Consider the following 12,345-nt stretch of genomic DNA (forward strand, 5'->3'; position numbering starts at 1 on the left):
TCCCCTGAAATCCCCTTTACAGCCCGGGTTTTATTCCCGAATTATTCCCTACATTTGCATCCCTGAAAACTGTCAATTTGGCCTGAAGGGGCAATCTGCATTGTTTTTGACTACCTTTTGGTAAGAAATGTATATTTTGGCACTTTCGGGCCTATAAAAAATCGAGATCTAAACATTTATAAAAAAAAATTAATGAAAGGCATATTAAGCAAGCTGCTCGGTGGCAATAAATCTGAAAAGGATGTAAAGAAGATTCAGCCCCTGGTAGCAGATATCAATAAGCAATACGAGCAACTTAGCGCCTTGTCCAATGATGAGTTACGTGCGAAGACCACAGAATTTAAAGCCAGGATCAAGGATTACCTGAATGATATTGATCAGACCATTCAATCCAAAAAGGAAGCCGCCGAGGCTTTACCTTCCGCTGATATGGTAGGCAGGGATAACCTGTACCGGGAAATCGACGAACACAAGAAAGATCGCGACAAGAAAATTGAAGAAATCTTAAATAATATATTACCCGAGGCTTTTGCAGTGGTAAAAGAAACGGCCAGACGCTTTAAAGAAAGCGAGGAGGTCGTTTCCAAGGCTACGGATCTGGACAGACAGCTGGCCGTTAAAAAAAGCTATATGCGTATTGACGGTGAAAATGTCACCTATAATACCAGCTGGGAAGCAGCCGGCGTGCCGGTGAGCTGGAATATGCTGCACTATGATGTACAGTTAATCGGTGGTATCGTGCTGCACCAGGGGAAAATCGCAGAAATGGCCACCGGTGAAGGTAAAACCCTGGTTTCTACCTTGCCGGCCTATTTAAATGCGCTGGCCGGAGAGGGGGTTCATATTGTAACGGTCAATGACTACCTGTCTCGTCGTGACAGTGAGTGGAACGGCCCCATTTACGAATGGCTGGGTCTGACAGTAGACTGTATCGACAAACATCAGCCCAATACACCTGCCAGAAGAAATGCCTATCTGTGTGATATTACCTATGGTACCAACAATGAATTTGGTTTTGATTATTTAAGGGATAACATGGTGCACAATCCTGATGAAATGGTACAACGCAAGCACCATTACGCCATGATCGATGAGGTGGACAGCGTCCTGATTGACGATGCCCGTACACCCTTGATTATCTCTGGACCTGTAGGCAAGGACAATTCTACCCAGCTGTTTTTTGAATATAAAGACCGGGTTTCTCAACTGGTCGCCCGTCAAAGACAGATCTGTAATAATTTTTTAATCGAAGCCAAAAAGAAAATTGCGGAAGGCAACGATGATGTAAAAGAAGGCGGTGGAGGTCTGGCGCTGTTCAGGGCCCACAGAGGTTTACCCAAAACCAGCAGCCTGATTAAATATCTGAGTGAACCCGGTATCCGTCAGAAATTACAAAAAGTAGAGAACTATCATCTGGCAGACCAGCAAAGAGAAATGCCTAAGGCAGATGCGGAACTCTTATTTTATATCGATGAGAAGAACAACACCGTTGAACTGACCGATAAAGGCATTAAAGCCATGACCGGTCTGAATGAAGATCCTACCTTTTTCGTATTACCTGATATCGCCACCGAACTGGCGCATGTGGAAAAGGATGAAAATCTTGCTGCAGAGGATAAAATGATTCGTAAAGAACAGCTCTATAATGAATATAGTGCCAAGACAGAACGGATCCACACGGTTCAGCAGTTACTGAAAGCCTATACATTATTTGAAAAAGACGATGAGTACGTCGTCATGGACGGTCAGGTGAAGATCGTGGACGAGCAGACAGGGCGTATAATGGAGGGCCGTCGTTATTCTGACGGGCTGCACCAGGCGCTGGAAGCCAAGGAAAACGTAAAGATTGAAGCCTCTACCCAGACTTATGCCACGGTTACCTTGCAGAACTATTTCAGGATGTACCATAAACTCAGTGGTATGACCGGTACCGCGGAGACGGAAGCAGCTGAGCTTTGGGAAATCTATAAACTGGACGTGGTCTCTATCCCCACCAATGTGCCGGTTATCAGACAAGACCAGCATGATTTGGTGTACAAGACGAAACGTGAAAAATATGGGGCTGTGATCAATAAGATCGTAGAATACCGTGAGGCCGGTCGTCCGGTGCTGGTAGGTACGACCTCTGTTGAAATCAGTGAATTATTAAGCCGTATGTTACGGCAAAAACAAATCCCACACAATGTACTGAACGCCAAGCAGCACGGAAAGGAAGCGCAGGTCGTAGCCGAAGCCGGTCTGCAGGGCGCTGTAACCATCGCCACCAATATGGCCGGTCGTGGTACGGATATTAAACTTGGTGAAGGCGTTAAAGATGCGGGTGGTCTGGCTATCATTGGTACGGAAAGACATGACAGCCGACGCGTGGACCTGCAGTTACGCGGCCGTGCCGGTCGTCAGGGTGACCCCGGTTCTTCCCTGTTCTATGTTTCTTTGGAAGATGACCTGATGCGTATGTTTGGTAGCGAACGTATTGCTAAAGTAATGGACTTTGCCGGTTATAAAGAAGGGGAAGCCATTGAAAGCGGTATGATTACCAAATCCATTGAAAGAGCGCAGAAGAAAGTAGAGGAAAATAACTTTGGTATCCGTAAGCACCTGCTGGAATATGATGATGTCATGAATAAACAGCGTACGGTGATTTATACCAAACGTAATCACGCGCTGTTCGGGGAAAGACTGGCCCTGGATATTGACAGTGCCTTTTACTATGTGGCAGAAATGCTGGTCGTCAATCATAAAGAGACCAATGATTATGAAGGTTTCCGTTTAAGCGCCATTGTTCACTTTGCGCTGGATACAAGGATTACGGAGGCCGCCTTTGGTAAAAGCAATATCAGTGAGCTGACCGAAGACCTGTATCAGGAAGCTTTTGAAAATTACCAGAAACACCGCGAAGAGATCGCTAAAACAGCGCATCCTGTCTTTGAAAACATCCGTAAAATTCAGGGAGACCGTATTGAAAATGTGGTGGTTCCTTTTGCCGACGGCAGAAAAGCCTTACAGGTTCTGGCGCCGATGCAGAAAACCCTGGATTCAAATGGAGAAGAGCTGGTCAACGCGCTGGAGAAAACCCTGATGCTGGGTTTTATTGATGACGCCTGGAAAGAGCATCTGCGTTCCATGGATGATCTGAAACAAAGTGTGAGAACAGTACAATACGAACAGAAAGATCCGTTGGTTATTTATAAGCAGGAAGCCTTTGGCCTGTTCTCTAAAATGAACAGCCAGGTGAATGTGGAAATCGTTACTTTCCTGTCTCATTCCAATATCCCGGTGGAAGTGCAGCAGGGTAATAGCAATCAAATTCATGAAGGTCATGAACAGAAAACAGATTTAAGCAAACTGAATGCGAATAAAGAGGCCGTAGATGCGGCTGGCAGTGATTACGCAGCGAATGAAAATGACTATTTCGATCCCAGCAGTCCGGAAAAGCAGCAGCCGGTAGTGGCCGCTCCTAAAATCGGACGCAATGATCCATGTCCATGCGGCAGCGGTAAAAAATACAAGAACTGTCATGGTAAGGATGCTTAAGGAGTTATTGTAAGCACATAAAGCCTGAAGCGCTTTTGAGCAGTTATAAAAAAGTGTTGTGTATTGTTTTTAATCGTTTAAGAACAATACACAACACTTTTTTTTGGGGCAGTGCGTAGGAGGTATTCATAAATTAAGCAATTCTTTTTGTAAATAATATTTGATATAATGTAAAGTTTATTTTACTTTTGTGGAAAATAAAGGATACATGAAAACACAATTATTGCCTTACCGATATAAAAAGCTGGGCTGGATTTTACTGGTTCCTTCCCTGGTACTGGGTCTGCTGAAATGGTATATCATCAATGACAAGCAGACGCTTACTTTTGTGGTGAATTTGTATTATAAAAATGTATTTTTTGATATCATTTCCACTGTGCTGATAGCCGGTATACTGGCAGGGGCTTTACTTGTTGTATTTTCCAAGGAAAAAACAGAGGATGAATTTATTGATCAATTAAGACTTTCTTCCGCCCTGTGGGCCATACTGATCAATTACCTGATCTTGTTTTTATGCAATTTGATTTTTTATGGTTGGAGTTTTTTAAATATTATTGCAATCAATATGTTTACGACCTTGTTGTTTTATATCATCCGGTTCCATTATTTGCTGATTCGCAGCAAGCACGCTTAAAGATGACCAATACCTTAAAAGTACAGCGGGCCATTAAGGACATTACCCAGGAGCAGCTGGCCCAGATCATTGGTGTCAGCCGCCAGACCATTAATGCCATCGAAAAGAAAAAATACGTACCGTCTACCGTGCTGGCGCTTAAAATCGCCCGGTATTTTGAAAAGCCGGTGGAGCACATTTTTAAACTGGACGCGGAGGATGAATAAAAAGGGAGGTCCTGCTCTTTTAATATGTCCAACATATTTTTCCTTTTTCTCTGCCAAAGTCCCGGATTTTTTGTCTATTTTGTTGCCGCAATTGTAAAGCACCATACTTTAAAGCATGACACAGATGACAAAAAAAGGGTTCTCAAAAACATGCCTGCTGCTGGCCACCATACTGCTGGCGCTTACAGGGATAACGCCCGGTTTGCAGGCCCAGGTGGCCAGGCGTCCCAATATTATTTTTATTATGGCAGACGACCTGGGCTATGGCTCACTGGGCTGCTACGGACAAACGAAGATTAAAACGCCCAATATTGACCGGCTGGCCGCCTCCGGCCTGAAATTCACCCAGTATTATGCAGACCCGATTTGCAGTCCTTCCAGATGCGGTCTGCTCACGGGAAAAGATATGGCCCATGCTTATATCCGGGATAACTATGAAATAGGCGGCTTTGATTTTACCGACGCCGGAGAAAGAGGACAGATGCCTTTGCCGGATAATACGGTGACCTTTCCGGGACTCTTAAGGCAGGGAGGTTATACAACGGCCCTGATTGGTAAATGGGGGCTGGGAGGACCTAATACTTCCGGTGTGCCGACCAGGCAGGGATTTAATTACTTCTTCGGTTATCTGGGACAGCGTCAGGCGCATAATTATTATCCGACGCATTTATGGCGAAATGACCAGAAAGTAATGCTGGGCAATACTTATTTTTCACCGCATCAGTCCTTTGCTAAGGGAGCTGATCCCAATGATATAAAAAACTACGCCAGGTACAGCGGCCGGGTTTATTCCTGCGATACCATGGCAGCCGATGTCCTTCGCTTTATCAGGGAACATACCTCCCGTCCTTTCTTTTTGGAGTTTTCCCCGACCATTCCTCATGTGGCTTTACAGGTGACTCAGAAAGCATTAGAAAGATATGAAGGACAGTTTGATGATCAGCCGATGCCGAATACGGGCTACCTGCCTTCTTTTCGTCCAAGGCAGACTTATGCCGCCATGATCTCCTTGCTGGATGATTACGTCGGGCAGATAGTAGCCACTTTAAAAGAACAGGGGTTACTGGATAATACCCTGATTATTTTTACCAGTGACAATGGCGCTCCGGACGGGGAAGGCGGCACACCGGCACGTTATTTTGAAGCCAATGGACCGTGGCGCGGGTATAAAGGCGATGTTTTTGAAGGAGGTATCCGGGTACCGCTGATTGCCTGCTGGCCGGGTGTTATTCAGGCGGGCAGCCAAACGGATCATCCAACAACGATTTGGGATATGTTTGCGACCTTTTGCGATTTATCCGGAACCAAGATTCCAGAAAACAGCTTTGCCGGCAGGGTGGAAACACAAGGGATTTCCATTGCGCCTTTACTCACGGGAAAGGGACAGCAAAGCACTCATGCGTATCTGTACTGGGAGCTGGCCAGCCGTCACAACGGGGAACAGGCGGTCAGGCTGGGGGACTGGAAGGGGATTCGCCTAAATGCCAAAGAGGATCCCAGTGGCCCTGTTTTACTCTATAACCTGAAAACAGATCCGGCAGAGAAAATTGATCAGGCGGCCGCTCATCCGGATATTGTGCAAAAAATAGAGCAGCTGATGAAAAAAAGAACTTTATCCCACTTGAATGAATGGAACTTTGAATATAAAACGCCCGGTTAGGCCGTACACTGCAGCATTGTATTTAAAGGACTTTACTGCTGCTTATTTAAGAGGATACAACTAAAGAACCAGGGCTACTTACATCTTCATGGCAGGAGGTAAGTAGCCCTGGTTCTTTAGGTTATGGCCTGGTTTTAAACTCCGGCTATAAAGTACTTTGGTCAGCGCTCGGGCCATAACTGGGAGGAAGCGGGATATTATTTAGTCTTAAATACACCCCTAACTGAGCCCTATGGTGGACAATCTGACAAAAACACATGCGCAGGGTGGCCAGTTTGGTATCTTCTGCAAGCGTTATATCGCCGTTGCTTAAAGTCCAGGTATCAATAAGTATGTCTTCGGTAGCCGACTGAATGGCCTCGTGCCCTTGCTGATAGGATTTGTCATATAAGGCCAGTACATCCTGGGTGGTGACTGCGTGAGTGGGCTCATAGGGGCTCGCTGCAAAGTCCAGTCCGCTGGTGTGAAGGACCATCGCCGCCCAGGCGGGCAGCTCTGCCAGGTGATTGGCCAGTTGCTTTACCGTCATGCTTTTGGGATGGGGTTGCCAATCATAAATAGTATCCGGGATACGGGAGAGCATTTCCCGGGTCGTCCGGTTTTCTTTTTCCATTTCTTTTAAAAGGACCGGGATATGGTCCAGGCTCGAAGGGCGGGTGGTGTTTTGCGCTGTTGATGCGGATTCGTTGGTAGCAAGGTTTGTCGCAATGTTTGTGCTGCTCATTTTTTTTAGGTTTAAAAGTGTTTAAATATCAGAAAGCCGGTCACCGGCTTTCTGATAACAAAATAAAACAGGCCAACTGACAACCCTATGGCAGTCTGATATCCTAAAAAAAATAAAAAAGGGCAGATTATAAAAAATCTGCCCTTTTTACAGCATGAGGCTGGATGCTTAGTTACATAAATGACCGGTTTAGTAATTTACCGGCAGGTTTTCCATAAAATGACTGATGGGCAGATGGTCGGTTTTTTCAAAGCCGGTGCCGGGCTCCAGTACCTGCAGGATGCGGTTAAGTTTAAAATCCCGGTAGTCCTGCCTTAAGTGACACCAGGCAAAAATATGCCAGCTGAAGGCATAGAAAATAAGGCCGACAGGTTCAATTAAGCGCAGGCTTTGCTGCTCTGACTTGTCTTTATATTGAATCTGCAGTTGCTGTTTATGGGCAATGGCGTTTTGCACTTTGGGGATAAAATTTTCCTGGAGCAGCCAGTTGGCACTGAACTGGAGCTGCGTATTTTCATCCAAGATGTCCAGCAGGTCCTGCTGGCTGCTTTTCATGACCGAGCGGATCTTGGTCATGGCACGACTGTACTGGTCTGCTGTTGCCTTGTCTGCCAGTGCGCGTACCATTTTTTCCATCAGTAGCAAGGCGCTGGACTCTTCCATGCTGAATGCCACCGGAGAGAGGAAAAAACCGGCAACAATAAAATAACCCCTGGGCGCTTCATAACTGATGGGTATGCCGGAGGCGCCCAGGGCCTTGATGTCCCGGTAAACGGTTCTCAGACTGATATCAAAACGCTCACTGATGGATTCTGCGGTCACGTATTTTTTGGACTGCAGTAAAACCAGTATAGCAAAAAGGCGATCTAATCTGTTCACGCAATCAGAGTTTTCCGGTTAATAAAAATCAGGTTTAGTTTTTACGGAAGGCCCATTTAAATAGCTCCTTCCAGGTGGGCTTTTTACCATACATTAAAATGCCGGTTCGGTAAATCTTGCCGGCAAACCAGGTGGTAATGATAAAAGAGCCGAATAGCAGCACGATACTCAGGGCCAGTTCCCACCAGGAGACCGCATCCGGTACGCCTTGTGTAACACGGGCCATCATTACGATAGGAGAGGTAAGCGGGAATAAACTCCCGAATACCGCAAGTCCGCTGGTCGGATCATTGACCGCCTGCATCATAATGACAAAACCGATAATAATCGGTAAGGTGACCGGCAGTGTGAGCCCCTGAGCATCCTGCTGTCCGTCACTGACAGAACAGCCGATAGCCGCAAATAAGGAAGCATAAATAAAGTAACCGCCCAGAAAATAAACAAAGAACATGGTAATGATGAGTGGATAATTAATGGAGCTGAGTGCCTGCATGACGCCTGCCATATCCGCTGCAGAACCGCCGGCGCCCATGGCTCCCGTGGCCACCATATGGGAAGCCTCGGGAAATAAAATAGGAATTAAGATGAGCCTGAGTCCGACACCCAGCACAATCCAGATGACAAACTGTAACAGGCCGACAGCGCCGATTCCCAGAATTTTCCCCATCATCAGCTGGAAAGGCTTGATACTGCTGACGACGATTTCTGCGATCCTGGAGACTTTCTCCTCCATGACACCGCGCATAACGGAAGTGCCGTACAGTAATAACACCATATAAATCAAAATACCGCAGAACACGCCAACGCCGTAGCTGACACCGGCGCGCATCCCCGAATCATTTTTATCGTTGATATTGACAAAATCAACCTTGTTTTCTGCTTTAGCTTTTTTCAGCAGATCCTGAGAGACAGGCAGGGCGTCCATTTTCAGCTTTTCCAGTCTGGCCTGGATCGCATCGGTGATGGTGCCGCGGGTCATAATGCCGATCTTGGTGCCGGTAACCAGATTGATCTTGTCATCCAGGCTGGCTCCTTTGGGCACCACGATATAGCCGTCTATTTCCTTGCTTTTCGCTTTTTGTTCAAGCTCAGAGCTGGCTACGCCGTTGGTAAATACATAAGTGACATCCTTGGAACTGGCCGCGATGGTATCTTTAAATAACCCCGCATCGTCCACTACCATAATTTTGGTTTTGGAACTGCTGTTCACGCTAAAGTAGAAAATAGCGGCATAAATGCCGAAAATCAACACCGGCAGGCCAATGGTGACTAACAGGAACGTCTTTTTCTGCACCCGGCTTAAAAATTCTCTTTTTAATACTAAAAATATCTTATTCATGATCACTAGAAGGTTTAGATGTTGTGGAAACTGCGGGTTACGGCATTGGTTCCGTGCACCAGGCGGATGAAAATTTCATTGAGTGAGGGCAGGATCTCTCCAAAATGCTGCACTTCAATGTTCTGATCCAGGAAGTATCTGAGGATATCATTACCGGTGCGGCCTTCGTTTATGCGGACAATCATTTTATTGCCGGCCTGGTTGACTGTTTCAAAAACCGAGGAAGTGGCACCGGCTGCTATTTCCCGGTCCAGTTTGATTTCATAAAGATGCTCCTTATACTGCTGACGGATATCCTCTACCTTTCCATCAAGTACTTTCTTACCCAGATTGATCAGGGCAATCTGATCGCAGATCTCTTCTACCTGTTCCATACGGTGGGTAGAGAAAATAATCGTGCTGCCTTTTTGGGCCAGCTCAAATATCTGGTCTTTGATCAGGTTGGCATTGACCGGATCCAGCCCGCTGAAGGGCTCGTCCAGGATAATCAGCTTAGGTTCATGTAAAACAGTAATGACAAACTGCAGTTTCTGGCTCATGCCCTTGCTGAGGTCTTCTACTTTTTTATCCCACCAGGATTGCATTTCCAGTCGTTCAAACCAGTATTTTATTTTAGCCATGGCCTCGGGCTGCGAAAGTCCTTTGAGCCGGGCCAGAAACATGGCCTGATCGCCGATTTTCATTTTCTTATACAGCCCTCTTTCTTCGGGCATATAACCGATGCGCTGAATGTCATTTTCCGGATCAAATTTTTTCCCGTCAAAAGTAATAGTGCCTTCATCCGGATAGAAGATACCCGTAATCATGCGCAGTAACGTCGTTTTGCCTGCCCCGTTTGGCCCTAAAAGGCCGAAAATCTGTCCCGGTTCTATGGAAAAACTGACATCATCGACTGCCTTTTGTGTCGCATAGTATTTTTTGAGGTGCGAAAGTTCAAGTATTGCCATTGTTTTTTAATTAGTTGAGGGGTTATAGGTAACGAAAATACCACAGTTTTTTGGCAAATTGTTAATAAATTGCTACACACCGTCATTTTTTTGTGATAAAGGTTGATTTTAAGGGATAAATGGTCAGTTTATGGACAGCAGCCGGGTTGTACGGTGGATATCAAAAAGAGACTTCCTTTACCGGTGGATGTTAAAAACACAAAAGGGCCGGATTTTAATCAAAAATCCGGCCCCATTTTTCCAATTATTAGTATGTCGTGTTCTCTAATTTCCACTATTGTCGCTATCCTCATTATCCAGTCTTAAAGGATAACCGTAAATGGCATCGCCATCCGGATAAATACCTCTTAACTGAATCAGTCCGGTGCTTTCCTTTAAGATCTTGCGGGCATCTTCTGCTTTATGAACGGTTTGTCCATCGATGCTGATGATGATAAAGCCGTTTTGAATCTTGGCTTTCTTAAAGGCCCCGTCTTTCAGATTGGTGACCTGCACACCGCCGTTAATGCCATATTTGCTGGCCTGTTCCGGAGTCAGGGTGACCAGGTCTGCGCCTAATTTGGAAGAGGAAGCTTCCTCGGCAGTCATTTGTTTATAAGTACCCAGGCTGTTTTTAAGGGTCAGTGTGCCCTGTAGTTGCTTGCCGTCACGCATATACGTAACATTTAATTTATCGCCTGGTTTTTTCTCGCCCATGATGGCGGACATCTGACCTGAATTATTAACAGGTCTGTCGTTGATGGCCGTGATGACATCGCCTTTTTTCAGGCCGGCTGCCTGAGCTGCCCCGTCTTCACTGACATCGCCTACATAAAGACCGGTGTTGTAATTGTCAATCTTGAGTTCTTTTTTCTGTTCATCGCTAAGGGTGGTAATATCTAAGAAAGTGATACCGATATAACCTCTTTGTACCGCACCATATTTGATAATGTCGTTGACGACTTTTTTGGCGATGTTGACAGGAATGGCAAAGGAATAACCGGTAAAGCTACCTGTCGGAGAGGCGATGGCACTATTAATGCCGATTAACTGACCATCCGTATTGATTAAGGCACCACCACTGTTACCGGGGTTGACGGCTGCATCTGTCTGGATATAGGACTCTATGGTCGTAGCACTGCCGTTGCTTTTGGATCTTCCAAGACCGATATCTCTGGCCTTGGCGCTGACAATACCGGCCGTAACCGTTACATCCAGCGTAAAGGGATAACCGATGGCAATCACCCATTGGCCTAATTTTAAATCATCACTGTTGCCATATACTAAATAAGGCAGATGACTGGCTTCAATTTTTACCACCGCCAGATCACTGCTGGGGTCTGTCCCGATGACGCGGGCTTTATAGGTTTTTTTATCACTGGTGGTCACGGTAATTTTATCCGCATTGGCTACCACGTGATTGTTGGTAACGATATATCCGTCGTCACTGATGATCACACCACTGCCGCTGGCTCTTTCGCCAGGGATGGTCTGTACTCTGGGCCCACCGAAGAAATCACCGAAAGGACTGTCATCCCCGAACAGATCCCCGAAAGGGCTGCTGGGCAGGTTATTGGTGACTTTTCTGGATTTGGTTTCTACTTTAATATGTACAACGGCAGGGGTAGCGGAAGCGCTGGCTGCCGTAAAGTCAATGGCGCTGGATGGCGCGCTTGATTTATCAAAAAAACTTGCATAGTTAGCAGGAAGCTTACCGGGCTCCTGGGTGCCGGCTGTTTGCATGCGCTGGTATTTGCTAAACCCCCATACACTTCCTATAGCAGTGGCTGCGCTGATAAAGACGACAAACAGTACATTTTTCCATTTCATCTGTTTATTATATTTTAATAGTTAATAAATCCCTTGACGCAGCATAAGTGAACCATTAACAGTTGACTTAACTGCAGCATCGAAGGGGCGGTTGCTTTTTCAATATTTAGTTTTGAACCTTTCATGGCAACTATCTGATCGTTGCTTGTAATGTTCATTGGACGATAAATTTACAGTCCAGTTCAATACTTGGCTAAGTGGGTTTTATTTATTAACAAAATATTTAATTGGTTCTCAATACTGTTAAAGAAAAATTCCTCGCTGAAACTTTCTGAAACCAATGATCATCCCAAAATCGGACAGGATTTGGTGTTAAAATAAATTAACCCTAAAAGCCACTTTATTAGCAAAGTTTTTATCCGCGCATATAAACATCCTACTGGTAATGTATATCTTGACACTTATCAGTAACCACGGTAGTTTCAGTCTATGAGATACTTTCAAATCTGAGCTAAAACTGAATAAATTTTGAAGATGTTTTCCCGGCCCATATTTATAAGCAGCTGTCAGCTGCTTTTTTACCAGAGGGTTGGGCAACTGTACAAATCTGGAAAATAAAAATTTTATCCATAAGTTTACACTATTATAAAAGATACCAAACCATTGTCTATCA

General features: G+C 45.4%; 10 protein-coding genes. 4 read left to right on the forward strand and 6 right to left on the reverse strand.

The window, feature by feature from the left end; genetic code table 11:
- The first annotated feature begins 192 nt into the window (after positions 1-192).
- The 4 genes from secA (at position 193) to BLU80_RS02465 (ending at position 6,034) form a co-directional block, all read left to right on the forward strand.
- Positions 193-3,534, forward strand: a complete 3,342-nt coding sequence (secA, locus tag BLU80_RS02450; RefSeq protein WP_091392885.1) for a preprotein translocase subunit SecA — start codon at positions 193-195, stop codon at positions 3,532-3,534.
- A gap of 208 nt (positions 3,535-3,742) precedes the next feature.
- Complete coding sequence (locus tag BLU80_RS02455) at positions 3,743-4,168, forward strand: hypothetical protein (protein WP_091392887.1); 426 nt, start codon at positions 3,743-3,745, stop codon at positions 4,166-4,168.
- A gap of 2 nt (positions 4,169-4,170) precedes the next feature.
- Complete coding sequence (locus tag BLU80_RS02460; protein WP_091392889.1) at positions 4,171-4,374, forward strand: helix-turn-helix transcriptional regulator; 204 nt, start codon at positions 4,171-4,173, stop codon at positions 4,372-4,374.
- A gap of 115 nt (positions 4,375-4,489) precedes the next feature.
- The gene (locus BLU80_RS02465; protein WP_091392891.1) at positions 4,490-6,034 is read left to right on the forward strand and encodes an arylsulfatase; all 1,545 of its coding nucleotides are present in this window, start codon (positions 4,490-4,492) and stop codon (positions 6,032-6,034) included.
- A gap of 145 nt (positions 6,035-6,179) precedes the next feature.
- Here BLU80_RS02465 and BLU80_RS02470 read toward each other — a convergent pair whose 3' ends face one another.
- From BLU80_RS02470 to BLU80_RS19670, 6 genes are all read right to left on the reverse strand, one after another.
- On the reverse strand, positions 6,180-6,758 hold the full coding sequence (locus BLU80_RS02470) for a DinB family protein (RefSeq protein ID WP_244518690.1): 579 nt from the start codon (positions 6,756-6,758) through the stop codon (positions 6,180-6,182).
- Positions 6,759-6,947: 189 nt separating this feature from the next.
- Positions 6,948-7,637, reverse strand: coding sequence for a helix-turn-helix transcriptional regulator (locus BLU80_RS02475; protein WP_091392894.1), 690 nt, complete (start codon positions 7,635-7,637; stop codon positions 6,948-6,950).
- A 34-nt stretch (positions 7,638-7,671) separates the two neighbouring features.
- Positions 7,672-8,976: an ABC transporter permease gene (locus tag BLU80_RS02480; RefSeq protein ID WP_091392896.1), complete on the reverse strand. Its 1,305-nt coding sequence runs from the start codon at positions 8,974-8,976 to the stop codon at positions 7,672-7,674.
- Positions 8,977-8,990: 14 nt separating this feature from the next.
- On the reverse strand, positions 8,991-9,923 hold the full coding sequence (locus BLU80_RS02485) for an ABC transporter ATP-binding protein (RefSeq protein ID WP_091392899.1): 933 nt from the start codon (positions 9,921-9,923) through the stop codon (positions 8,991-8,993).
- Between the two features lie 264 nt (positions 9,924-10,187).
- Positions 10,188-11,732 (reverse strand): trypsin-like peptidase domain-containing protein, encoded by a 1,545-nt coding sequence (locus tag BLU80_RS02490; protein WP_091392903.1) that lies wholly within the window; start codon positions 11,730-11,732, stop codon positions 10,188-10,190.
- A gap of 14 nt (positions 11,733-11,746) precedes the next feature.
- Positions 11,747-11,890: a hypothetical protein gene (locus BLU80_RS19670; protein ID WP_211481728.1), complete on the reverse strand. Its 144-nt coding sequence runs from the start codon at positions 11,888-11,890 to the stop codon at positions 11,747-11,749.
- Positions 11,891-12,345 lie beyond the last annotated feature (455 nt).

Source organism: Arachidicoccus rhizosphaerae (assembly GCF_900107765.1).
Taxonomy (GTDB): Bacteria; Bacteroidota; Bacteroidia; order Chitinophagales; family Chitinophagaceae; genus Arachidicoccus; species Arachidicoccus rhizosphaerae.